This is a genomic window from Lacinutrix undariae (genome assembly GCF_052934785.1).
Genome location: NZ_CM128809.1, coordinates 2,600,069 through 2,625,006, shown reverse-complemented (window position 1 = coordinate 2,625,006; position 24,938 = coordinate 2,600,069). Strand labels below are relative to the sequence as shown.

Sequence of the window (24,938 nt, the reverse complement as noted above, 5' to 3'; positions counted from 1 at the left end):
GCTTCCATTTATGAAAATTAATTCCGTCAGTTTGATTACCATTACTTTCACAGGTGATACTGGTATTTAACTGGGAGTTGAGTGTATCGTCTTTTTCTACACTACAATTAAGGCATCTATAGGTTGCCATAAGATTTTATAAATTTGGGGTTTATTACTTATTAGATTAACAAAACTACACCTCAAACAGACAAAACGTGTCCGTTTCAATAAAAAGAAAATAAAATAGATTTTGAACCTCTTAGTGTATTAAATTAGAAGAACATACACTTTAATAAAATTTTAATAATAATTCAGCATTAATTCAATATGATGCTTTATTTCATCTTTAACATGAAGAGGCGCAACTACTTTTACCCACAAATTATACTGTAAAACTTGCATTATAAACTCATAATTAGGCTCTACACGTATTTTAATTTCGCCCCAAATATCTAAATCCTCATAATTTAAAGACTCCGTTTCGGGTAACTTAGGATAAGAAATCACTTTTTGAGAAGGATGCATTTTATTACTCTGTAAATACTTAAAATGATGATTAGCGACTTTTAAATGAATCCATTCTGGTTTCATATTGGTTTTTAAAATACCTATTGCATCTTTAAAATAAGACGCCTCGTTAAACTTCACCTTTTTCTTGGCAACTTTACTCGTAATAATCAAACTAGAAATACGTTTATCTAAACAAAAAGGAATCATACCAACCGCTTCGTTATAAGCCATTAAATACCATACATTATTAATTTCTTTAATATGCAACGCTTGTATATCGCCCTTAAAAGTTTGAAATTTATTATCGTCGTACCAACCTTTATATTCTAATTCTACAATAAGATTATGCTCAATAGCATTAATTAGCGATACAATATCCACATTATCACTTAGCGATGTACGTGCAGAAGTTACATAAGCTTTCCAAGCGTGGGCATGATGATTTAATAGATAAAGTTCGGTTTGCTCATAAACTTCTTTTAATTTTTTGTCGTCTTTAGTAGCGTCATCAATAATATAATAGCCATAATTACGCTTAATCTTAATCGTAATATTATAGTAAGATTCTATAACCATTAAGTCGCGTTTTATCGTTTTACCGCTATGACTCTCTAATTTCTGATATAATACATCTTCCCAGTTTCTAGCTTTTATTCTATTTAAAGTGTGCTGTAAATCCTTCAAACTCACATAAGAATCTGGCAACTCATAAGCTTGAGGATTAGTAACGATACGTAAAATGTAATAGCGTCGTAAGAATTCTGGACTCATTAAAATAATTTTGAAAGCTCTAATGTAAGAAACTTCTTATAAACACAAGCTGCCCCGTGCAATTTTATATCTTTGATTTTTAATCCAACCTTATGCCAATTGCATTTAGCAAAAAAGACCTCAATTCTACAGCTTGGTTTTCTTTAGAAAAATTGATCCATTTAATTACAGGAGTTTTTATTGTACCCAAAATTTTCAACACGCTCGGTACCGTTGATATTGGGAAATTGAAATTTGTAGAATCTGTAATGGGTATGTTTACGCCACTATTCTTTTTAGGATTAGCAGCAATTTGTATCAGAGAAATTGTTTTTAAACCTTCCGAAGCTCAAAAAATTATTGCAACCACTTTTTTCATCCGTTTAATCAGTTGGCTCATTACCAGTAGTTTTATATTAATTTACTTAATTTTTAGTGAGAATATCTCCCTGTTTTGGTTGTATATTATTATCGCAATAAGCTACCTATTTAGACTTACAGATATTTTTGAATTCTATTTATTAGCAAAAAAACGCGCAAAATTAATTTTTATAGGAAAAACAACCAGTCTATTCTGCATTATTGCGCTACAATATTATGGCGTATCAGCACATTGGGATGTAAGTTATTTTGCCGAAATTATTGCCTTAGATTTTTTACTTCAAGGGGTCTTCTATATTGTGATTTTAAGTTCTAAAAACGAACTGAATTTAAAAGAATGGCGGTTAGATTTTAACTTAGCAAAACAGTTATTAAAAATGGCATTACCGCTTATTATTTCCGAAGCATTAATTATGTTTTATATTGGAATTGATGAGTTATTTCTAAAATATTATCATAACGATCATGCCAACGGCATCTTCGCTAGCGTACAATTTTTAGTTATTGGAGTAAGTTGGACATTAGGTTTCGCTATAGTTAACGCCATTTATCCATCGTTGGCTGAATCCTACAAAACCAATTATAAAATGTATGTTTTAAAAAATAAACAACTCTGTTTTACCCTAATTGCTTTAGGTTTAATTATCGCACTTATTTATACCTTCTTCGGAAACAGTATTCTAGATACCTATTTTTCAGAACAATATAACGATGCCAAAACAGCATTACATATTTTCTGCTGGGCACCTTTATTTATTTTCTTCGGAATGCTTTACGAGAAACACCTACTAACCACAAACAGATTACAGCATAATGTATATCGTTTTGCTATTGGCTGCGTTATCAATTGTTTACTTTGCTATTTATTAATTCCAAAATATCATGTTAACGGTGCAGCAATAGCTGTTTTAGTCAGTCATTTTATAACAAATATTGGCTATATTGTAATCGATAATAAATCTCGAAAAGAAATTATAAGCCTTATTAAATACGCTTAATTTATGAAACTCATCATTACAGCCATAGCGCCTGTTGCGCTAATTATCATATATATTTACATTAAAGATAAATACGAAAAAGAGCCCAAACGCTTATTATTTCTTAATTTTTTACTAGGTGCCATTGTAAGTATTTTTATCACTACAATTTTATATTATATTTCAGATTATTATTACCCAATTCCGTTTAATACAAGTGTTTTTGATCAGTTTATAAAAGCCTTTTTTATTGTTGGTCTTACCGAAGAATTTAGCAAATATGTTATTGTAAGATATGTAGCCCAAACCAACAAAGCTTTTAATGAGCAATTTGATGGTATTGTTTATGCAGTGATGGTTTCAATGGGTTTTGCAGCTACAGAAAACATTATGTACGTTCTAGATGGCGGTTATGAAACAGCACTTATTAGAGCATTTACAGCCATTCCAGCGCACGCAACTTTTGCAATCATCATGGGATATTTTATGGGAAAAGCTAAGTTTTCTAAAAATCGGAAAACGCTTAACTTATTAGGTCTCTTTTTAGCTATGGTTTTTCACGGCACTTACGATTTCTTCTTATTTATAGATTTTATTCCCGGTGTATGGTTGGGAGCTTTTGTATCTTTATTTATTGGAATATTACTCTCACGAAAAGCAATTAAATCACATCAAGAAAATTCTAGATTTAGATAACCTATAATTATGAAAAATACAATTGCAGAGCGAATTGCCGATTTCTTAAAACGCTTTCCGCCTTTCGATTTATTAAACAAAACACAACTTCTTGAAATTTCTCAACAAGTAAAAATTAAATATCTCGAAAAAAACCAAGTCGTCTATAATCAAAATGAAGACTTGCACAAACATTTTTATATCATAAATAAAGGTGCTGTGGCTTTGGTAAAAGATACCAATAACAAAACCGAAGTGATTGATAAATTTGATGAAGGTGACGTATTTGGCTTACGTCCGCTTTTTGCTCATGAAAACTATACCGTAGGTACGGTTACAGATGAAGAGTGTATTTTATATAGTATTCCTATTGATTTATTTAGACCATTAGCCGAAAACAATAAGAAAATAGGAAATTACCTTATTGAAATTTTCGCGTCAAATACCGAGAACCCATTTTCAAAAGAACACCAAGAAAAATTCTTTTCAGATGCCGATATTATACGCAACCCTACTGATAATCATTTTGAACTACAACCGGTTAAATACACTAAAAAAATTGTAACTGCCAAACCTAATAATAGCATTCAAAGTATCGCCATACTTATGAGTACAAAAAATATTGGATCGGTAGTTATTGAAGATAAAAATACGCCTATCGGAATTATTACCGATAAAGACTTACGTAATAAAGTAGCCACAGGAAGGTTCAGCATTTCTGATGATGCTTCAAATATTATGAGTAATCCCGTACTTTGTTATCCTAAAAACCTAACTATTGCTCAGGCACAAATTACCATGATGAAACATAAAATTGGCCATTTATGTATCACTCAAGACGGTACCCCAAACTCTAAAATTATGGGGTTAGTTTCAGAACACGATATGGTGGTTATGAAAGGAAGTAATCCATCGGTATTAATGAAAGCTATTAAACGCTCAAATAGTACTAAAGATTTAAAGCGTATTCGCGAAAAAATCATGGTATTACTTAAAGGCTATATTACTCAAAATATCCCATTAACACATATTAGTAAAATTATTTTTGAGTTGAACGATGCTACAATCAAACGTATTGTAGAGCGTTGTATTATTAAAATGAAAGAACAACCACCAGTAAAATTTGCGTGGATGTCACTTGGTAGTCAAGGCCGAAAAGAGCAACTCCTACAAACCGATCAAGACAATGCTATTATTTTTGAAAACGTAAAACCAGAAGATTTAGAAACCACAAGAGCTTATTTCTTAAAACTTGCTAAACGCGTAAACAAACGACTAAAAACTATTGGTTTTGAATTTTGTGATGCAGATATGATGGCAAAAAATCCTGAGTATTGCTTAACTTTAGAGGAATGGAAACAAAAATTTTCTAACTGGACCACAAACACAGGGAATGATGAAATTTTACTGAGTTCAATATTTTTTGATTTCGATATTAGCTATGGAGATTCTAACTTAACAAATGAGCTTGCCGAACATACTTTGCATCTCACTAAAAACAACAAACTTTTCATGTCCAAATTAGGAGCCAATGCCATAAGAAGCGCATCGCCTTTAGGGTTCTTTAGACAGTTTTTAGTTGAAAATGATGGAGAATACAAAGACCATTTTGACATTAAAAAACGCGGACTCATGCCAATGGTTGATGCAGGACGTTTGTTAGCCTATCATTATCAAATAAAAAATATCACCAATACCGCCGAACGTTTTGAAAAACTAGCCGAATTATCACCAGAAAACAAAACGCTTTACCTTGCCTGTTCTTATGCGTTTAAAGCGATTTCTAAATTTCGTACCAAAAATGGAATCTTAAATCATGATAATGGGCGTTTTATAGAATTACAAACTTTAACAAAAGAAGAGCGCATGAAACTTAAACGCTCCTTTAAAACCATTTCTAATGTTCAAGAATTTATAAAAATCAGATTTAACTTAAATCAAATATTATGATATCTTCATTTTTCAAAAGAGAAAAAAAAAAACCTAATCACCCAAAATATTGGATGGATTATGAGGCTAAATTCACCACTAATGAAACTTTAGAACGTCATCAAACACGATTTGTAGTTTTAGATACCGAAACTACAGGTTTTGATTATCATAAAGATCGGGTACTCTGTATTGGAGCTGTAGCTATAAATGATGATGAAATTGACATTGCTGAAACTTTTGAATTATACATAAAACAAGACCATTTTAACGAAAAAACAGTTGAAATTCACGGCATTATAAAAAACGAACGTATAAAAACCGTTACAGAAAAAGAAGCTTTAATTCTGTTTTTAGACTATATTGGAGACGCTGTTTTAGTGGCGCATCATGCAAATTTTGATTTATCGATGATTAATATGATACTCAATAGATTGTCACTTCCTAGACTAAAAAACAAGGTTTTAGATACCGTTAATTTATACAGAGCAACCAGAATTAAATCTAATTTTATTCAGCAAGATAAAAATTACACCCTCGATGAAATTGCCGAAAATTATGTGCTAGATGTTTCCGATAGGCATACCGCTGCCGGAGATGCATTAATTACAGCTCTTATTTTTTTAAAAACTACAACTTTACTGAGTTCTAAAAAAAAACTTACCTTAAAAAAAATGTTTAAGCTATAATCTCTTTCATTTATTATTTACGAAAACGTTTAAGTTTACTTATATTTATACTCTAAAAAAACGAGTAACATGAGTATATATAAGGTTTCTGTAAATAATACAGAACATTTTAGCATTAATGATGACGCTCTCAATGAGCTGGATGCAGTTACAACTCCAGATAACAAGTTTCACATCCTTCATAATAATACATCATATAAAGCAGAAATTTCAGATAAAAATTTCAACCAAAAATCATACACCGTAAAAGTTAATAACACCAAATACACGGTTGATATTGCTAATGATTTGGATACCCTAATTAAAGAAATGGGCTTTGAAGTTGGCGCTACAAAACACGTTAATGACGTAAAAGCACCAATGCCTGGGCTAATTTTAGAAGTTAGTGTAACCGTTGGACAAGAAGTAAAAGAAGACGATACCCTTTTAATTTTAGAAGCTATGAAAATGGAAAACGCACTAACCTCTCCTAGAGATGGTGTTATAAAATCTATTTCCGTAACCAAAGGAGATGCCGTAGATAAAAATCAACTTTTAATAGAATTTGAATAAGATGAAAAAACTATTAGTTGCAAACCGTGGTGAAATTGCTATTAGAGTAATGCAAACGGCTAAAAAAATGGGTATTAAAACCGTAGCTGTATTTTCTACTGCCGATAGAAATACACCACATGTAAAATTTGCTGATGAAGCCGTTTTAATTGGAGAAGCACCATCAAATCAATCCTATTTATTAGGAGATAAAATTATAGAAGTCGCAAAACAATTACATGTAGATGCGATTCATCCAGGATACGGATTTCTATCTGAAAACGCACAATTTGCCGAAACTTGTGAAGCCAATAACATTATATTTATTGGCCCGAAGAGTAAAGCTATAAAAATAATGGGAAGTAAACTCGCAGCTAAAGATGCCGTGAAAGCTTACCAAATACCAATGGTTCCTGGAACCGACCAAGCAATTACCAATATTCCAGAAGCTAAAAAAATTGCTTCAGAAATTGGATTTCCTATTCTAATAAAAGCCTCTGCTGGAGGTGGTGGAAAAGGAATGCGTGTGGTAGAAAAAGAAGTTGATTTTGAGTCTCAAATGAATCGTGCCATCAGTGAAGCTGTGAATGCTTTTGGTGATGGATCTGTTTTTATTGAGAAATATGTTGCCTCTCCCCGACACATTGAAATTCAAATTATGGCAGATACACATGGTAACGTAATTCATTTATTTGAACGCGAATGTAGTATTCAACGTCGTCATCAAAAAGTGGTTGAAGAAGCGCCATCATCTGTATTAACTCCAAAATTACGTCAAGAAATGGGTGAAGCGGCTATAAAAGTAGCCAAAGCTTGTGATTATGTAGGTGCTGGAACTGTAGAGTTTCTGCTAGATGAAAACAATAATTTCTATTTTCTTGAAATGAATACACGTTTACAGGTAGAACATCCTGTAACCGAACTAATTACTAAAACCGATTTGGTAGAACTTCAAATACGTGTAGCGCGTGGTGAAGAATTAGCTTTAAAACAAGACGATTTAAAAATTCATGGACACGCTTTAGAATTACGTGTTTATGCTGAGGATCCGCTGAATGATTTCTTACCAAGTGTAGGAAATTTAGAAGTCTATAAATTACCTGTTGGAAAAAACATAAGAGTAGATAACGGATTTGAACAAGGGATGGATATTCCTATTTATTATGATCCGATGCTTTCAAAATTAATCACTTACGGAGATACCCGTGAAGAGGCTATTCAATTAATGATAAAAGCGATTGCTAATTATCAAATTGAAGGGATACAAACTACGCTTCCCTTTGGTGCTTTTGTTTGTGAACATGAGGCTTTTCGTTCTGGAAATTTCGACACACATTTTGTAAAGAAACACTATTCTCCAGAAGCTATAAAAGCAAAACAACAGGAAGAAGCACATATTGCAGCACTAATTGCAGTGAAACAATATATTGAAGATCAAAAATTATTAAGAGTCCCTAATTAAGAAGAAAACAAATGGAATCTAAAATAAAAGACTTAAACGAAAAATTAGCCTTAGCCTATTTAGGTGGAGGTGAAAAACGTATAGAAAAACAACATGCCAACAAAAAACTAACCGCAAGAGAACGCGTTAATTATTTATTAGACGAATGTTCTTTTGAGGAAATTGGCGCTTTAGTAACGCATCGTACCAAAGATTTTGGTATGGAAAAACAACAGTTCTACGGAGATGGTGTTGTTACAGGTTATGGTACAATTAGCGGACGTTTAGTATATGTATTTGCACAAGACTTTACTGTTTTTGGTGGATCACTATCAGAAACTCATGCCGAAAAAATCTGTAAAGTAATGGATTTAGCCGTAAAAGTTGGTGCACCAATTATAGGACTTAACGATTCGGGTGGAGCACGTATTCAAGAAGGTGTACGCTCATTAGGAGGTTATGCCGATATATTTTTTAAAAATGTACAAGCCTCAGGAGTCATCCCACAATTATCTGCAATTATGGGACCTTGTGCTGGTGGCGCTGTGTATTCTCCAGCCATGACAGATTTTACGTTAATGGTAGAAAACACTAGTTATATGTTTGTTACCGGACCAAATGTAGTGAAAACGGTAACTAATGAGGAAGTCACTTCGGAAGAATTAGGAGGCGCTTCGGCACACTCAACAAAATCTGGAGTTGCCCATAAAACGTCTACAAATGATGTAGAATGTTTAGAAGATTTAAAAACATTATTAAGTTATTTACCTCAAAATAATCAAGAGAAAGCGAAAGCATTGCCTTTTGAATTGTCTGATGAAATAAGAGATAATCTTTCTGATATTGTTCCAGATAACGCTAACAAACCTTATGATATGCATCATGTAATTAGCGGAATTATTGATGAAGATTCATTTTATGAAATTCATAAAGATCATGCCGAAAACATTATTGTAGGTTTTGCCCGCTTAGGTGGAAAAAGTGTGGGTATTGTTGCCAATCAACCTATGTTTTTAGCTGGAGTATTGGATGTAAACAGTTCAAAAAAAGCGGCACGATTTGTCCGTTTTTGTGACGCCTTTAATATCCCATTATTAGTGTTAGAAGATGTTCCAGGATTCTTACCAGGAACCGATCAAGAATGGAACGGAATTATTGTTCACGGAGCTAAATTATTATACGCTTTTAGTGAAGCAACTGTACCAAGAGTTACAGTAATTACACGTAAAGCTTATGGTGGTGCTTATGACGTAATGAACTCAAAACATATTGGAGCTGACATGAATTTTGCATGGCCAAGTGCTGAAATTGCAGTTATGGGAGCAAAAGGTGCTGCTGAAATTATTTTTAGAAATGAAATAAAAGAAGCTGACGATAAAGAGGCCAAATGGAAAGAGAAAGAAGCAGAATATGCTGAAAAATTTGCTAATCCATATAGTGCTACCGAACGTGGATTCATTGACGAAGTTATCTTACCAAAAGATACCCGACGTAAATTAATAAAAGCGTTTGCAATGCTTGAAGATAAACAAGTAGATCGTCCAAAACGTAAACATGGAAATATTCCGTTGTAAGACATTTATTTTCAATATATAGACTAAAAACTCCTTAACAATACTGTTAAGGAGTTTTTAATTTTATGCTTTTATTTATAAGCATTCTCTTAAAACAAAGTATTTTTGCTAGATGCAAAACCAAACGACGACTGCCGATAAATTAGATATTAAGTTTATAGCATTAATGGCAGCACTAATGTCTATAGTTGCATTATCAATTGATGCACTATTACCTGCTTTACCTAATATAGGAAAAGATTTAGGTGTTATTAACCCTTCTGATAACCGCTTACTAATTACCATGATTTTTTTAGGTTTGGGTTTTGGTCAGTTAATTTTTGGACCACTTTCTGATAGTTTTGGTAGAAAACCGATTATTTATACTGGGTTTATAATTTTTGTAATTGCAAGTATCATCTGTGTGACTACCGATAGTTTTGAAATTATGGTATTGGGGCGAATTCTTCAAGGAGTTGGTTTATCGGCACCAAGAACTATAAGTATTGCTATGGTGAGAGATTCTTATAGTGGTGATTATATGGCCAAAATAATGTCGTTTGTAGTAATGGTATTTATTTTAGTCCCTGTAATTGCTCCTACTCTTGGTCAGTTTTTAATTACTTTTTACAGCTGGCATTCAATCTTTAATATCAACTTAATTTATGGGATGATTGTGATATTTTGGTTTTGGAAAAAACAACCCGAAACACATCCTAAAGAGAAACGTACCAAACTCTCTTTAGCTTTGTTTTTAAGCGGAACTGTTGAGTTTTTTAGACATAAAGATGCTGTTGCATTTACATTTATATCAGGGTTTATTACAGGGTCGTTTATGGTTTATTTAAGCACCTCTCAACAAATTTTTGAACACCAATATCAACTTGGTGATTTATTCCCTTACATCTTTGCTAGTTTAGCAATTGCTATAGGATTTTCTACATTTTTAAATAGTGCTTTTGTTGTGCGATTAGGTATGAAACGATTGGCATATTATGCTACAATTGCGTATTCTAGTGTATCTATTTTATATGTTATTTTGTTTTATTCGGGTGTAAACCCACAACTCCCAGTATTAATAGTTTTCTTTGGTTTACAGTTTACGGCTATTGGTTTTCTATTTGGAAATTTAAGATCGCTAGCTATGGAACCAATTGGACATATTGCAGGTGTTGGTGCAGCAATTAATGGTTTTGTGAGTACAATAATGGCGGTTCCAATTGCAAATTATATTGGAAGTTTTGTTACAGATAGTGTATTACCATTATTTATTGGGTTTTCGGTATGTGGGGTATCTGCGCTAATTTTATTTACAGTATTAAATAGAAGATCTAAAAGTTAATATTCTCAATAATTTCAACAACCGAACTTATTATATACTCCACTCCTATTGCGATAACTATAAAACCAATAACTCGTGATAAAGCATTAATCCCAGATGCTCCTAAAAATTTTACGATAAAGTGTGCGCTTTTTAAAATAATATAAATCACAATAGATACTACAATAATGGCACATAATATAATGAATATTTGTGATAGTGTTTGAAATTCCTGATTATAGGTAATTAATAAAGAAATTGTTCCTGGTCCCGCTAACATAGGTATTGCTAATGGCGTTAATGAAATAGCATCTCGTGTATGAATGTCTTTTTGAATACGCTCACGTTTCATTCCTTTATGTTCTCTAAATTTTCCGGTTAATAAAGCAAAACCTGACGAAGCAATAATTAATCCTCCAGCTATTTTTAGCGCGTTTAAACTTATCCCGAAGAAAGACAAAATATATTTTCCAGCAAAAAAGGATAGTAGTAAAATAATTAAAACGTTTATACCAGTCCAAAATGCAGTAACACCACGATCTTTAGGACTTGTATCTTCTGTTAATGCAACAAAAACAGGTACGGTTCCAAGAGGATTCATAATAGAAAATAAAGCTCCAAAACAGATTAAAAATAGTTCCATTGTTTTTTCTGCAAATTCACTAATTTATTTTCAAATATATGTTATCAAATATTTAAAGAATAATTATCTTGATGTAAAATCAGATAACACCTCCTTTTTAAATTAAATAGAGTTATAGGTTTAGTGTGAAAATATTTTAATATGCTTGATTTTTACATACAGAATCTTTAATTACTATCTTTGAAATAAATTTATACAACTTAAAATCACATGGAAAAAAACAATGCGCCTCAGCAAATACAAGAAAATAATCCAATGCACGGGATTAAGTTAACGACTATTCTTGACGAACTTGTAGAACATTATGGTTGGGAAGAATTAGCGGAACGCATAAATATTAACTGTTTTAAGAGTAATCCTACCATAAAATCGAGTTTGAAATTTTTAAGACGCACACCTTGGGCGAGAGAAAAAGTAGAGCGCCTTTATTTGAAAATGATCTCGTAGTTACCACCTTACAATCTTTATACAGTATTTATAATAATGACAACAAAACAAAAAGGTCTTTTTTATAAAATCATTTTTATTTTTGGCTTAATAGCTATGATTTGGCAAATACATATTTATCGTCAAACTGTAATTCCTTTTATAATCCCAATTAGTATTGTTTTAATTATGGGCTTATTAACTACCTTTTTAGCTTTAAATGATTTTCAGAAATTATTTAATTATAGTCGTAAAATGAGCTTATACTTTTGGGCTTTTATCCAAAGTGCTGTAAGTTGGGGATTTTTAGCATGTGCACTTTTCATGTTAACCAATTATTACATGGCACCTGCTGAAGCCCACAAACAGACTTATAAAATTATTGATAGGTCTTCATTACCAGGTAGAAAACACTATAGGCATGAAAGAAAACCTACTTTTAAAATAAACCATAACGGACAATTAAAAGAGTTAGTATTTGCTCATAAATATTATCCTAAAAAGGACTTTTATCAAAGTATTGATTTAACTGTAAAGAAAGGATTTTTAGGATATGACATCTTAGTTGAACAAAATCTAAAATAGATAACATTCTCTTTAATTAGCTATTTAATCAAAAAAAACACACAATTAAAAGCTTATAATAAGCTCCCAAATGTGTGTTATGTATATTTATTATTTGGTATAATGTGGACAACCAAAACACTTTACATCTAAATCAAATTGATAGGTTAATGAGAGTTCATAAACGCCTCCTGTTCTTCCAATTTTAGAGGTATTAAAATCGTACGAAAATCCAACTCTCATATTTTCATATTGCAAACCTGTAAAAGCATTTACAGAGGTTAAGAAATGACTATTATCTGCGTTTTTTGAAGGGTTGGTAACTCCTGTTGCTCCAAAAAAGATACGTTCAAAAACTAAAGATGCACCTAAATCTAATCTATTAAACTCGCCTTGTTGCATATAGTTAGATGTTAGCATTAAACTTGTACTATAAGGAAAAAGGGCTACATCAATATAATCGGCTAATAAAAACTCGTACCCCGCACTTAATGAGAAAAACGTTTCTAAATCAACATTTCCGTTTGCAGTAAATGAAATATTTGGTTTATTTAAATGTTTCATAGATAAACCAATCCAAGCTTTTTCGGTATTAAAAACAAAACCAGCAGTAATATCAACAAAACTTATTTTATCATTGAGTAATAAAGGGTCTATAGATGATGTATTTATAACTCCTGAATTTATATTTATTTGATCTTCTAATACTAAATTTTGAAACGCATAAGATTTTAGCCCATAACCAACTTCTATTGCAGGTCTAAAATACCAATCGTCATTAAGCCGAACTCGATATGCGTAATTAAAATTAATTTGCGAAAAATTATACTTAGTATTATTCTCTCTTTGGTTTAAAATACTCACTCCAATTCCGCTATTCATAGCTTCACTCCAAGTGTTTATAAACGCATAATCGGTATCTATTTTAAGACCTAAATCTGGCCATTGTGTACGGTGAATTGCACCAATATAGGTTGTTTCCATAAAGCCTGAAAATCCAGGATTCATAGTTTCAGGAATTAAAAAATATTGTGTAAAAATAGGGTCTTGCGCATGCGCTTTCAACATAAAACACCCTATAATGATAAGTAGGTTTAATTTTAACTTCATAATGATTGTGTTATTTTATTGAAACGAATGCTCCGTTTTCTTTAATTTTAGATCCATAAAATGTTTTAGCGGTAAACGTATAATAGTAGTTTCCATTTTCTGCTGACTCTCCATTTACGGTTCCGTCCCAACCTTGAATATCGTCATTGGCTTCAGTATAAATTAAACTTCCCCAAGTATCATAAATATTCAATTCCATATCATCAAGACCTATATAAACAGGGGTGAAATAGTCGTTAATCCCGTCTTGGTTTGGAGAAAAAGCATTGGGCATAATTAATTTATAGCCCTTTTCAATAATTAAGGTAACCACTTTGGTGTACACACAACCAAAAGGAAAAGTGACTGTTTGCGTTACAACGTAAGGTCCTTCACTAGTATAAATATGTGTTGGATTTTCTTCGGAAGAAAAATTACCATCTCCAAAATCCCAAAATACACTTTCATAATCACCGGATGTAGTATTGAAAAACTCAATAGGATCGGCCATAGAATATAATCCATAAGTTTGATAAGCTATTGAAGTAGTTTCAAAATCTGCAGCACTAAGCTCTGGAATATCAACTTCAAAAGTAAAACTGCTTACACAACCTAAATCATCTGTGGCTTCTAAAATTACTAATCCATTTTGAGTGGTATTCATAAACTCATTATTAACGCCACTAACTGTTCCGTTAGACCAATTTAACTGATAAGGCGGTACACCACCCGAAACATTAGCAACAAAAGTTTGAGTTACATTTACGTTGTCACAATCTGCTTCTGTTTCAGTAATTACATCTACAACAATTGGAGATGGTCTTACAATAGTATAACTATCTGAAATTTCACAACCATTAGCATCTACAACCTCAACAAAATAAGTTCCTGGAGGAATATTGTTTAAATCTTCGGTAGTTGATCCATTAGACCAGTTTACAGTGTAAGGCGTTGTTCCTCCTGTAATAATTAAATTAATTGCGCCACTGTTGGGATCGTCACAATCAAAAGCATTTGAAATGTTAGCAGTAATAGCTAAAATATCTGGTTCTAAAATGGTAAAGGTTTCATAAATATAACAAGGTGTACCATCACTAATTGTTAAATTATAGGTGCCTGGTGCTAAATTATTACGCTCTACTCCTGCGGTTGAATCATCATCCCAAATAACATCAATAGGATCTTGTCCGCCTTGAAAATTTAACGTTATACGACCATCATTTGCTCCAAAACAAGAAACATGTTCTATATCTGGACTAATAGCAAATATTGGTGCTTCTGGGATTGTTATGGTTGTAGACATTTCACAATTATCGGCATCGGTTACTGTAACAATATAATCACCTGCAGAAAGATTATTTTGAACCAATCCTTCTGCAAAATTATTCCAAGCGATATCAAAAATGCCCGCTCCTCCTGTGATAGAAGTGATATTTATTGAAGCATCTTCTGCACCGTAACATGTAATTTCGGTAAACGTGTAATTAATAACTATTTCGTCAGGTTGCGTTAACGTCACATTAAGTGTATCGCTACAATTATTAGCATCTGTTACTGTAAGTTGATATGTACCCGCAATAAGTCCGATTAAATCTGATGTCGAACTTAAAAACCCGTTAGGTCCTGTCCATTGATAATTATAATCAAAAACTCCTGGTGAAACTTCTGTTGGCGTTCCTCCAATAGTTGTAATATTAATTGATCCTGTTGAAAACCCATAACAAAGTACATCGTCTTTACTTGCTAAACTCACTTCTAACTCATCTGGTTCGGTAATTAAAAATGCTTGATTAACAGGACCACAATTATTAGCATCAGAAATAGTTATCTCATAATTTCCAGGTTCTAGATTATAAATATCTTCATCAGTAGAAAATGGTATACCGTCTTTAGTCCAATTATAAGTGTAATTAAGAGTACCTCCACTTACAGAAATAGTAATCTCACCATCTGCAGCTTCAAAACAACTTATTGATGTTTCTGTATCTACAACCATACTTAATATTTCTGGTTCAGTTATGGTATAAGTTTCCGATAACGGACAACCGCCTTCATCATCAATAGTTAGCACATAATCACCAGGCTCTAAATTTGAAATAGTAGCTGTATCAGCCACAAAACCATTTGGTCCCATCCAATTTATAATATATGGGTTTCCTGTTGAAAAAGGCACCCCTCCACTAATTACAGCAGAAATACTACCCGAATTACTCTCAAAACAAAAGCTATTTACAACAATAATTTCTGTAGAAATTGAAGGATTAACCGTTACCTCAATTGTGAAGTTTTCACCAATACATAATCCTGAAACAGGTGTTACTACATAAGTCACAACAGCAGGACTAGTTGTATTGTTTGTTAGTACTTGGCTAATTTCTGTTTGTGGATTATTTTCTTCTGAAATCCCTGTAATACTTCCCAACGGACTTACAGTTGGCATGTTCCATGTATAAGTTGTATTTGCAGGAACACTAGATCCATTTGTAGCATCTGGATTTACAGTAAAAACCTTTTCACTACAAACAACTATTACTAAATCATCAATACTTGGGGTGTCATTAACAATAATCTCAACTACATCTGAGACGATTTCGCTACAACCACCTTCAGAAAAAGTGATTACTCCGTAGTAATATGTTGTTCCTACGATTGATACGTCTGGACTATAAGTAGAATCTATTGCACCTGTAATTATAGTTCCTCCTATAGAAGAATTAACCGTATTGGAATACCATTGCAAACCAGGAACACCAACGCCATTTATATAGCTCATTTCTAACACAGAAGCAGATTCACCTAAGCATAATATCTCAGATTCGGGTTGCTCTACAAAAGCTGGTGCTTCGTTTACGATAACTTCAGAAATTGCACTGACTACTTTACAAGTATCATTTAATGTGTTATAAATTTCAACATAATAATACGTGGTGCCTACAGCATCGGTTTCAGGAGTGTACGTTTCCGAAGTGGCTCCTGTAATTTCAGTTCCGCCAGTAGTTGAATTACTTCCATTTGAATACCATTGATAAGAAAACACATCAACACCTCCACTTACTGTCAATTCTAATGTTGTTGCCGTGATAGATTCACATAATGTTTGTGTAGCTAAGGCTTGCGTGTCTATTACTGGAACTTCTGAAACTGAAATCTCTGCAATATCTGAGATGATTTCACTACAACCACCTTCTGAAAAAGTGATTATTCCATAGTAATACGTCGTTCCTATTATTGAAACATCTGGAGAATATATACTATTTATTGCTCCTGAAATTTCTGTTCCTGTTGCAGTATCATTAGTTGTGTTTGAATACCATTGTAAAGTCGTTGTTCCTACTCCATTTTCATAAGTCATTTCTAAATCTGTAACCGTATCACCTAAACATAAAGCTTGAGAGCTTGGTTGCCCTACAAAAGCAGGAGCTTCGTTTACGATAACTTCGGAAATTGCACTGACTACTTTACAAGTATCGTTTAGTGTATTATAGATTTCAACATAATAATACGTGGTGCCTATAACATCGGTTTCAGGGGGGTAAGTTTCTGTAGTGGCTCCTGAAATTTCAGTTCCGCCAGTAGTTGAATTACTTCCATTTGAATACCATTGGTAAGAAAAAACTCCCGTTGTACCTGAAATCTCAACCTCTAAATCTTGTGGAGTTATCGACTCACATAAAGTTTGTGTTGCTACCGCTTGAGTAATAATCTCAGGTGTTTCTGAAACTGAAATTTCTGCAATATCAGAAATGATTTCAGTACAACCACCTTCAGAGAAGGTGATAATTCCGTAGTAATACGTCGTTCCTATTATTGAAACATCTGGAGAATATATATTATTTATTGCTCCTGAAATTTCTGTTCCTGTTGCAGTATCATTCACTGTATTTGAATACCATTGTAAAGTTGCTGTTCCTACTCCATTTTGGTAAGTCATTTCTAAATCAGAAACCGTTTCACCTAAACATAAAGCTTGAGAGCTTGGTTGCTCTACAAAAGCAGGAGCTTCGTTTACGATAACTTCTGAAATTGCGCTGACTACTTTACAAGTACTGTTTAGCGTGTTGTAGATTTCAACATAATAATACGTGGTGCCTACAACATCGGTTTCAGGAGTATACGTTTCCGATGTGGCTCCTGAAATTTCAGTTCCGCCAGTAGTTGAATTACTTCCATTTGAATACCATTGATAAGAGAAAACTCCCGTTGTTCCTGAAACCTCAACCTCTAAATCTTGTGGAGTTATCGACTCACATAAAGTTTGTGTTGCTACCGCTTGAGTAATAATCTCAGGTGTTTCTGAAACTGAAATCACTGCAACTTCTGAAATAATCTCGGTACAACCGCCTTCTGAAAAAGTGATTATTCCATAGAAGTATGTTGTTCCTGCTACCGAAACATCTGGTGTATAAGTTGTACTTGTTGCTCCTGAAATTTCAATTCCTGTTGCAGTATCATTCACTGTATTTGAATACCATTGCAAAGTTGCTGTTCCTACTCCATTTTCATAAGTCATTTCTAAATCAGAAACCGTTTCACCTAAACATAAAGCTTGAGAGCTTGGTTGCTCTACAAAAGCAGGAGCTTCGTTTACGATAACTTCTGAAATTGCGCTGACTACTTTACAAGTACTGTTTAGCGTGTTGTAGATTTCAACATAATAATACGTGGTGCCTACAACATCGGTTTCAGGAGTGTACGTTTCCGATGTGGCTCCTGAAATTTCAGTTCCGCCAGTAGTTGAATTACTTCCATTTGAATACCATTGATAAGAGAAAACTCCCGTTGTTCCTGAAACCTCAACTTCTAAACCTTGTGGAGTTATCGACTCACATAAGGTTTGCGTTGCTATCGCCTGGGTAATAATCTCAGGAGTTTCTGAAACTGAAATTTCTGCAATATCAGAAATGATTTCAGTACAACCACCTTCAGAGAAGGTGATAATTCCGTAGTAATACGTCGTTCCTATTATTGAAACATCTGGAGAATATATACTATTTATTGCTCCTGAAATTTCTGTTCCTGTTGCAGTATCATTAGTTGTGTTTGAATACCATTGTAAAGTCGTTGTTCCTACACCGTTTGTATAAGTCATTTCTAAATCAGAAACCGTATCACCTAAACATAAAGCTTGAGAGCTTGGTTGCCCTACAAAAGCAGGAGCTTCGTTTACGATAACTTCGGAAATTGCACTCACTACTTTACAAGTAGCGTTTAAAGTGTTATAAACCTCAACATAGTAATATGTAGTTCCTATAACATCGGTTAGTGGTGTATAAATTGCACTTGTTGCTCCTGAAATTTCAACTCCTCCAGTGGTTGAATTACTTGTATTTGAATACCATTGGTAAGAAAAAACTCCCGTTGTTCCTGAAACCTCAACCTCTAAATCTTGTGGAGTTATCGACTCACATAAAGTTTGTGTTGCTACCGCTTGAGTAATAATCCCAGGGGTTTCTGAAACTGAAATCTCTGCAATATCTGAGAAAATCTCGGTACAACCACCTTCTGAAAAAGTGATTATTCCATAGTAGTATGTTGTTCCTGTTACCGAAACATCTGGAGAATATATATTATTTGTTGCGCCTGTAATTTCTGTTCCAGTTGCAGTATCATTCGCTGTATTTGAATACCATTGTAAAGTTGCTGTTCCTACTCCATTTTCATAAGTCATTTCTAAATCAGAAACCGTATCACCCAAACATAAGGCTTGAGAGCTTGGTTGCTCTACAAAAGCTGGGGCTTCGTTTACGATAACTTCGGAAATTGCACTGACTACGCTACAACTTGGTGATGCAGGTTGATATACAACACAATAATAATAAATTGTTCCTGCAGTATTAGTTGATGGCGTATAGATTGCATTAGTTGCTCCTGAAATTTCAGTTCCTCCTGTAGTTGAATTACTTCCATTTGAATACCATTGATATGCAAAATCACTAACACCACCCGAAACTTCAATTTCTAAATCTATAGGTGTAGCTGAGACACATAACGTTTGAGATGTTTCTGCTTGCACATCTACTAACGGAAGATCTAAAACATTAACTTCAGTTACACTACTTGTCACATTAGTACAACCACTAATATTAAAGCTTAATTCTACATAATAAAAGTAAGTCCCTACAGTATTAAAAATGTTTGGAGTATATGTACTACTTGTTGCTCCTGAAATTTCTGTTCCTCCTGTTGAACTATTTGAAGTATTACTAAACCATTGATAAGACACAGGTCCTAATCCACCTGTATGAACCACTTCAAAAGGGGTATCTATATTTCCTCCTACACATAAACTTTCTGTTTCAATTGGTTCAACCGAAATTTTAGGAATTGGAGCGACTTCTACCTCAGCAATATTAGAAACTAAAGAAGTACACCCTTCAATAGGAAATGTAATTTCACAGTAATAATATAAAGTTCCTTCAACATCTGTAGGTGGTTGATAAGTTGAATTTGTTGCTCCAGAAATTAATATTCCACCACTTGTACTATTAGAGTTATTACTATACCATTGATAATTTGGTGTATTAATATTGTTTGACAAACTCACTTCTAAAATAGTTGCAGTTCCGTTTTGACATACATTACTAGATAATGGCTGAGTAACGAATTGAGGTGCAGGATTTACAGTGATTACGAAATCAACAGCATCACCTAAACATAATTCCGCCGTTGGGGTAACACTATATGTTACGGTACCAGACACAGAACTTGTTGTGCTGATTATTTGTGCAGGAATAGTATTAGTTGTTCCTGATGTTGTAAAACCTGTAACTCCAGAAGTTCCTACGGCTGTCCATGAGTATGAAGTTCCCGGTACTGAAGATGTTAAATCAATAGCATCAGTATACGAACCCGAACAAATTGATTGAGAAAGATTGGTGTTTGTAATTACGGGGGTTTCTTTGATAGTAAATGTTTCTGTTGCGGTTTCAGACACACCACAATCATTAGTAACCTGTAGAGTGATTGTATAAGTTCCAGGAGTCGCATATACTATTTCTCCAGGATTTTCTAAATTAGACGTTGCGGGGGTAGCCCCTACAAAACTCCAAGCATAGGCCATAGAAGTACTATCATCTGTACATTCTGAAATTATTGCTGAAGGTGAGATATTAAACGTATTACAAACATCTGCTATAGAATTGATTTCTACTTTAGGTGGTTGTTTTACATTTACATTTTGAGTAGTTGTTTCCTCTCCACAAGAATTACTAACGGTTAAACTAATGGTATATACACCTGGAGTTACAAAATTAAAAGAAGCATTTATAGTATTTAAATCTGTTCCGTTAATAAAACTCCAAGAACCTGTTGTACTAGAATTACAAAAATCTGAAGTATAATCTACTTCCCATAGATATGTAACATCACTACAACTTAATGATTCATCGGTATTATTTATGGCATTAACCTCATCTGGTCCACATATCGAAATTTCATCTAAATTAAATATAGGAGTTAATGGTGTGTCTATACATATTGTTTCACTTATAGAATCAAAACCACAAGTGTTACCTGCATTTTGAGTTATAGTATATGTTCCTGATTCTGAAAAACTTAAACATAATTCATCAGATCCTGAAAACCATGATGAAGCATCGGTTAAACCAAAATCATTCCCTAAACTTCCGCTTGAAATTGTAAAACCGGTATCTGGTGATATACTCCATATAATATTAGGTGTAGTATTACAGGCTGAACTGCTTCCTGTATTTGTATCTCCTATAGATTGATTAGTTAAGCAAACAGAAGTATTAATACACGCTATTTCAGGACTATCAAAGTTAGCTTCGGGAGCGGTAGATACATATATAGGAACAACTCCTACAGATGAAGAACTACAAGGATTAGAGGCTAAAATATTAGCTGAAAATGAATTTTCATATGTATTTGTTCCGTCTGAACTATTAATTCCGCAAGATGAAGTTAAAAATGTATGTGTAACACTTGCTGGAGGTGGATGATTAAAAACTTCTGATTCTGAACCGTCATTAAAAGTAACCGTATATGTTGTTCCGGGTGGATTATTTTCTGTTCCTGTAATTGGGAAAGTTAATGATGATGTATTACATACGTCTGTATTACCTGGATTACCTAAAGAAACTGCAGGATTAGATCCTACAAAAACAATATAATTTTGAGTAGAACTACAGCCGTTGTTACCTTCAACAGTATACATAACATTCCATAAACCTACATCGTAAGTATGTGATAATACACTCCAAGAATTTCCTGAAAAATTTGGACTTCCATCGCCCCAATCAATCGTATAATTAGTATTTAATCCGCCTTGAGTTGACGATGTATTTGTGAAATTAAATAATGATGAAGTATTCATACAAACTCTAAACACTGAGACGCCTTCATAGACTGAACCGGATCCGGTTCCTCCCATACTGGTGTCTGGAGTTGGTTGAACTGCAATAACAGCACTCCCCGATTGAGTTTCAATATCTATATCTACACTATCTGAAACGCCTACTAAAGTGTAGGTAAAAGTTCCTGAAGTTCCTGTATTTACAGGAATACTTACAGAGTTATCTGAGTCTGTTGTACTTATTGTTAATGTGCTCCCATTATTTATAGTATACTCAAAAGTATAAGGCGCTGAACCACCAGATCCTATAAACGTAACTATAGGCATAGCACTATTTTGACAGATAGTAGTTGATCCAGCAATAGTAGCTGAAGGCGTTAGAAAAGTATTTACACTAAATATTGGGGCAGTTAGCGCAATGGTACTAATCAATAAAAAGCAAGCAAAGAACAAGGGTAAAGGGTATTTATGCTTCATAAAAATGAATAATAGGTTAATAAATACACTACTAATTTGGGAAAAAGCAAAAGTAGAAAAATATTTAACTTAAGCACTACACTCTCAAACAATTAAAGTAATAAAAACGTTATGGAAACATTACACAAAAAAAGCGCCTCTAAGAAGAGGCGCTCACACAATAAATAAAAAAAATTTAAAACAACTTAACTTTAATATTTATTTGTAACTGTTAATCATTACGTTGTACATCTTGTCCTTTAAAAGTCTGTATGCTTTTAAATGTGATAAATACCGACCTCTAAAGTCATCATGATTTTTTATAAAAAACAAGTCGCATTCCAAATCATTACACTCTTTAAAATCACTTAATTTACCTCTGTAGTTTTGTAACTCATCTACAAATGCAACGGTTCTATTTTTCATCTCAACAAGATTATTATTCAATTGAGAAACTTTAACTTCAGTAGCATTTACACTCTTAATTTTGTCATCTATTTTTATTAATTGATTGCACTCTTTAATAACATATTTTAAGTGGTCAATCCAAACCAACAATTCTTGATGATGTTTTATGTCAATAATATCTTCATCGGTAGCATTTACATAATTTTTTTTATCAATCATAAATTATACTTTAAAGTTTCAACTTGATTGCTTTGCTTCACTTTCTCAATTTTAAATTGTTTAATTCCTTGCGGAAACTCCCATGAGATTTCATCATCTTGAGCATAACCAATTACAGCTGTTCCCATTGGGGAAAGTATTGATATTTTATGTTTTGAAATATCACTTTCTGTTGGGAGTACTAATTTAAAAGTGTGCTTCCAATCATCTTTCGAACTAATTGTTATTTCAGAATTAAATCGAATAACATCATCAGGAATCTCATCGCCATCTTGAATAATGGCTGTTTCTAATTCTTTACTTAGTTTATAAACCGAGCGTTTTTCAACAGCATCTTTAAAATTTCCCGAAAGATTAATAAGCCGTTTTAGAATTACAAACTCTTTCTTTTCTATAATTAAACTTCCGTATTTCATAAGCTATAAATTTATCAAGGAAAAATACCTCTTTGAATGTAAGCTCTCTCAATACGCTCTATAGCTAAAACATAAGCGGCTGTACGCATATCAATTTCTTTTGATTTTGAAGCATTCATTACACGAATAAAAGCTTCTTGTAATTTCTTTTCTAACTTAACCAAAATTTCATCTAGCTCCCAAAGTTCTCCATTTCGGTTTTGTAACCATTCAAAATAACTTCCTATAACACCTCCTGAATTACATAAAATGTCTGGAATAATAGCTACATCACGTTCTAATAATATTTTTTCTGCCTCAACAGTTGTTGGTCCGTTTGCACCTTCAGCAATTAGTTTAGCTTTAATATTACCTGCATTTTCTTTAGTAATTTGATTTCCTAAAGCTGCCGGCACGCAAATATCACAATCTAATCCAAAAAAATCTTCTTTCGCAACTTCAGTACATCCAGGAAAACCAATCAGGCTTCCGTTAGTTGCTTTTATATAATTTGATAAATCTTCAACAGAAATCCCGTTAGGGTTAACAATAGTTCCAGATGCATCTTGTACACCAACTAGTTTAGCACCTTGTTTTTCTAAAAAGTGTGCTGTCCAATAACCAACATTTCCAAAACCTTGAACTATAAATGTCTTTCCTTCCAGGTTGACGCTATTATATTCTGCCCAAAATTTGATAGTTAAAAACACCCCAAATCCTGTAGCTCGATCACGTCCTTCTAATCCTCCTGATCCTACTGGCTTTCCAGTAACAACGTGTTGATTTTTTGAACGTTCTGCAGGAGCTTTTGTAGACATATAAGTATCTGCTATCCAAGCCATCGTTTGCGAATTCGTATTTACATCTGGAGCAGGAATATCATGTTCTGGGCCTATGTTATCTCCTAAAGCATAAGTAAAACGTCTTGTAATACGCTCTAATTCTCCTGCTGAATATTTTTTAGGATCTAATTGAATTCCTCCTTTTGCGCCTCCATAAGGTAAACCAGCTAAAGATGTTTTCCATGTCATCCACATGGCTAAAGCTTTTACAGCATCAATATCAATAGTTGGATGGTAACGTAAACCACCTTTATATGGTCCTAATGCATTATTATGTTGTACGCGATATCCTTTAAAAACCTCAACGTCTCCGTTATCCATTCTTACCGGGAAATGAATAATTAATTCATTGTTAGTAATCTCTAATATTTTTTTAATGTTTGGATTCAGATTTACTAAATCTGCAGCACTATTAAATTGCTCCATTACATTATTTAACATCCCTTGTTTAGGTTGTTTTTTTGACTTAATTTCTTTTGTTAATGTCATAAAATTAATCGTTAATAGGTTCAATTTTTTCTATTGAACTGGTACATTTTTTAAACTTTAGTTAATTATAACGGTTGTTAAGCGCTCATGATAATCTTCATATTCACTGCACGACCAAATAAACGTTTGACTTGTGTTTAATGAGCAATCATTTAAAAACCCACAACTCTTACACAAACTACTTCCTTTTATATTCATATAAATTTCATTAGTAATACAATCTCCTATTGGCAATAGCTGTGCCAACACAGAACGCGTTTAAACAAAAAAACGCAACACTCTTATAATAAGAATATTGCGTGGTTTTAATAAATTTTATAATTTTAAACGAGTGAGGAGAAATTCCCCAACAGG

General features: G+C 33.1%; 17 protein-coding genes. 10 read left to right on the top strand and 7 right to left on the bottom strand.

The genetic code is table 11. The features are described from left to right. Window positions 1-282: 282 nt before the first annotated feature. On the bottom strand, window positions 283-1,263 hold the full coding sequence (locus tag ACU4C5_RS11745; RefSeq protein ID WP_446844401.1) for a helix-turn-helix transcriptional regulator: 981 nt from the start codon (window positions 1,261-1,263) through the stop codon (window positions 283-285). A gap of 92 nt (window positions 1,264-1,355) precedes the next feature. Here ACU4C5_RS11745 and ACU4C5_RS11740 point away from each other — a divergent pair, with 92 nt between their 5' ends. The 8 genes from ACU4C5_RS11740 to ACU4C5_RS11705 all read left to right on the top strand — a co-directional run bounded on the left by ACU4C5_RS11740 (window position 1,356) and on the right by ACU4C5_RS11705 (window position 10,760). Next, entirely contained in the window at window positions 1,356-2,621 is a 1,266-nt protein-coding gene (locus ACU4C5_RS11740; RefSeq protein WP_446844400.1) for a flippase, read from the top strand. 3 nt (window positions 2,622-2,624) lie between these two features. Then, a complete protein-coding gene (locus ACU4C5_RS11735; protein ID WP_446844399.1) occupies window positions 2,625-3,296 on the top strand; it encodes a PrsW family intramembrane metalloprotease in 672 nt (223 codons plus the stop codon). A 9-nt stretch (window positions 3,297-3,305) separates the two neighbouring features. Further along, window positions 3,306-5,225: a DUF294 nucleotidyltransferase-like domain-containing protein gene (locus ACU4C5_RS11730; protein ID WP_446844398.1), complete on the top strand. Its 1,920-nt coding sequence runs from the start codon at window positions 3,306-3,308 to the stop codon at window positions 5,223-5,225. Further along, the gene (locus ACU4C5_RS11725) at window positions 5,222-5,893 is read left to right on the top strand and encodes a 3'-5' exonuclease (RefSeq protein ID WP_446844397.1); all 672 of its coding nucleotides are present in this window, start codon (window positions 5,222-5,224) and stop codon (window positions 5,891-5,893) included. Before ACU4C5_RS11730 ends, ACU4C5_RS11725 begins: the two co-directional genes overlap by 4 nt. A gap of 69 nt (window positions 5,894-5,962) precedes the next feature. After that, on the top strand, window positions 5,963-6,445 hold the full coding sequence (locus ACU4C5_RS11720) for an acyl-CoA carboxylase biotin carboxyl carrier protein subunit (RefSeq protein WP_446844396.1): 483 nt from the start codon (window positions 5,963-5,965) through the stop codon (window positions 6,443-6,445). 1 nt (window position 6,446) lies between these two features. Further along, entirely contained in the window at window positions 6,447-7,886 is a 1,440-nt protein-coding gene (locus ACU4C5_RS11715) for an acetyl-CoA carboxylase biotin carboxylase subunit (RefSeq protein ID WP_446844395.1), read from the top strand. A gap of 11 nt (window positions 7,887-7,897) precedes the next feature. After that, window positions 7,898-9,439, top strand: coding sequence for an acyl-CoA carboxylase subunit beta (locus tag ACU4C5_RS11710; RefSeq protein WP_446844394.1), 1,542 nt, complete (start codon window positions 7,898-7,900; stop codon window positions 9,437-9,439). Window positions 9,440-9,551: 112 nt separating this feature from the next. Further along, window positions 9,552-10,760, top strand: coding sequence for a multidrug effflux MFS transporter (locus ACU4C5_RS11705; RefSeq protein ID WP_446844393.1), 1,209 nt, complete (start codon window positions 9,552-9,554; stop codon window positions 10,758-10,760). Here ACU4C5_RS11705 and ACU4C5_RS11700 read toward each other — a convergent pair. Further along, window positions 10,750-11,382, bottom strand: a complete 633-nt coding sequence (locus ACU4C5_RS11700; protein WP_446844392.1) for a MarC family NAAT transporter — start codon at window positions 11,380-11,382, stop codon at window positions 10,750-10,752. The two genes, ACU4C5_RS11705 and ACU4C5_RS11700, sit on opposite strands and share 11 nt — an antisense overlap. A gap of 210 nt (window positions 11,383-11,592) precedes the next feature. Here ACU4C5_RS11700 and ACU4C5_RS11695 point away from each other — a divergent pair, with 210 nt between their 5' ends. Further along, window positions 11,593-11,829: a VF530 family protein gene (locus ACU4C5_RS11695; protein ID WP_446844391.1), complete on the top strand. Its 237-nt coding sequence runs from the start codon at window positions 11,593-11,595 to the stop codon at window positions 11,827-11,829. A gap of 36 nt (window positions 11,830-11,865) precedes the next feature. Further along, complete coding sequence (locus ACU4C5_RS11690; RefSeq protein ID WP_446844390.1) at window positions 11,866-12,393, top strand: hypothetical protein; 528 nt, start codon at window positions 11,866-11,868, stop codon at window positions 12,391-12,393. Window positions 12,394-12,483: 90 nt separating this feature from the next. On the opposite strand, the gene ACU4C5_RS11685 is transcribed toward ACU4C5_RS11690, so the two are convergent. From ACU4C5_RS11685 to ACU4C5_RS11665, 5 genes are all read right to left on the bottom strand, one after another. After that, window positions 12,484-13,482 (bottom strand): PorP/SprF family type IX secretion system membrane protein, encoded by a 999-nt coding sequence (locus ACU4C5_RS11685; RefSeq protein ID WP_446844389.1) that lies wholly within the window; start codon window positions 13,480-13,482, stop codon window positions 12,484-12,486. Window positions 13,483-13,492: 10 nt separating this feature from the next. Beyond that, window positions 13,493-22,252, bottom strand: a complete 8,760-nt coding sequence (locus tag ACU4C5_RS11680; protein ID WP_446844388.1) for a DUF8696 domain-containing protein — start codon at window positions 22,250-22,252, stop codon at window positions 13,493-13,495. A 198-nt stretch (window positions 22,253-22,450) separates the two neighbouring features. Continuing rightward, window positions 22,451-22,858, bottom strand: a complete 408-nt coding sequence (locus ACU4C5_RS11675) for a hypothetical protein (RefSeq protein WP_446844387.1) — start codon at window positions 22,856-22,858, stop codon at window positions 22,451-22,453. Next, entirely contained in the window at window positions 22,855-23,274 is a 420-nt protein-coding gene (locus tag ACU4C5_RS11670) for a GreA/GreB family elongation factor (protein WP_446844386.1), read from the bottom strand. Before ACU4C5_RS11670 ends, ACU4C5_RS11675 begins: the two co-directional genes overlap by 4 nt. 14 nt (window positions 23,275-23,288) lie before the next feature. Next, window positions 23,289-24,584 carry a Glu/Leu/Phe/Val family dehydrogenase gene (locus ACU4C5_RS11665; RefSeq protein WP_446844385.1) on the bottom strand — a complete coding sequence of 432 codons (1,296 nt, stop codon included), beginning with the start codon at window positions 24,582-24,584 and terminating at the stop codon, window positions 23,289-23,291. Window positions 24,585-24,938: the final 354 nt, after the last annotated feature.

Excerpts from the sequence above, each read along its gene's own strand:
- ACU4C5_RS11745 (WP_446844401.1), bottom strand. The coding sequence starts at position 1,263 with ATGAGTCCAGAATTCTTACGACGCTATTACATTTTACGTATCGTTACT.
- ACU4C5_RS11740 (WP_446844400.1), top strand. The coding sequence starts at position 1,356 with ATGCCAATTGCATTTAGCAAAAAAGACCTCAATTCTACAGCTTGGTTT.
- ACU4C5_RS11735 (WP_446844399.1), top strand. The coding sequence starts at position 2,625 with ATGAAACTCATCATTACAGCCATAGCGCCTGTTGCGCTAATTATCATA.
- ACU4C5_RS11730 (WP_446844398.1), top strand. The coding sequence starts at position 3,306 with ATGAAAAATACAATTGCAGAGCGAATTGCCGATTTCTTAAAACGCTTT.
- ACU4C5_RS11725 (WP_446844397.1), top strand. The coding sequence starts at position 5,222 with ATGATATCTTCATTTTTCAAAAGAGAAAAAAAAAAACCTAATCACCCA.
- ACU4C5_RS11720 (WP_446844396.1), top strand. The coding sequence starts at position 5,963 with ATGAGTATATATAAGGTTTCTGTAAATAATACAGAACATTTTAGCATT.
- ACU4C5_RS11715 (WP_446844395.1), top strand. The coding sequence starts at position 6,447 with ATGAAAAAACTATTAGTTGCAAACCGTGGTGAAATTGCTATTAGAGTA.
- ACU4C5_RS11710 (WP_446844394.1), top strand. The coding sequence starts at position 7,898 with ATGGAATCTAAAATAAAAGACTTAAACGAAAAATTAGCCTTAGCCTAT.
- ACU4C5_RS11705 (WP_446844393.1), top strand. The coding sequence starts at position 9,552 with ATGCAAAACCAAACGACGACTGCCGATAAATTAGATATTAAGTTTATA.
- ACU4C5_RS11700 (WP_446844392.1), bottom strand. The coding sequence starts at position 11,382 with ATGGAACTATTTTTAATCTGTTTTGGAGCTTTATTTTCTATTATGAAT.
- ACU4C5_RS11695 (WP_446844391.1), top strand. The coding sequence starts at position 11,593 with ATGGAAAAAAACAATGCGCCTCAGCAAATACAAGAAAATAATCCAATG.
- ACU4C5_RS11690 (WP_446844390.1), top strand. The coding sequence starts at position 11,866 with ATGACAACAAAACAAAAAGGTCTTTTTTATAAAATCATTTTTATTTTT.
- ACU4C5_RS11685 (WP_446844389.1), bottom strand. The coding sequence starts at position 13,482 with ATGAAGTTAAAATTAAACCTACTTATCATTATAGGGTGTTTTATGTTG.
- ACU4C5_RS11680 (WP_446844388.1), bottom strand. The coding sequence starts at position 22,252 with ATGAAGCATAAATACCCTTTACCCTTGTTCTTTGCTTGCTTTTTATTG.
- ACU4C5_RS11675 (WP_446844387.1), bottom strand. The coding sequence starts at position 22,858 with ATGATTGATAAAAAAAATTATGTAAATGCTACCGATGAAGATATTATT.
- ACU4C5_RS11670 (WP_446844386.1), bottom strand. The coding sequence starts at position 23,274 with ATGAAATACGGAAGTTTAATTATAGAAAAGAAAGAGTTTGTAATTCTA.
- ACU4C5_RS11665 (WP_446844385.1), bottom strand. The coding sequence starts at position 24,584 with ATGACATTAACAAAAGAAATTAAGTCAAAAAAACAACCTAAACAAGGG.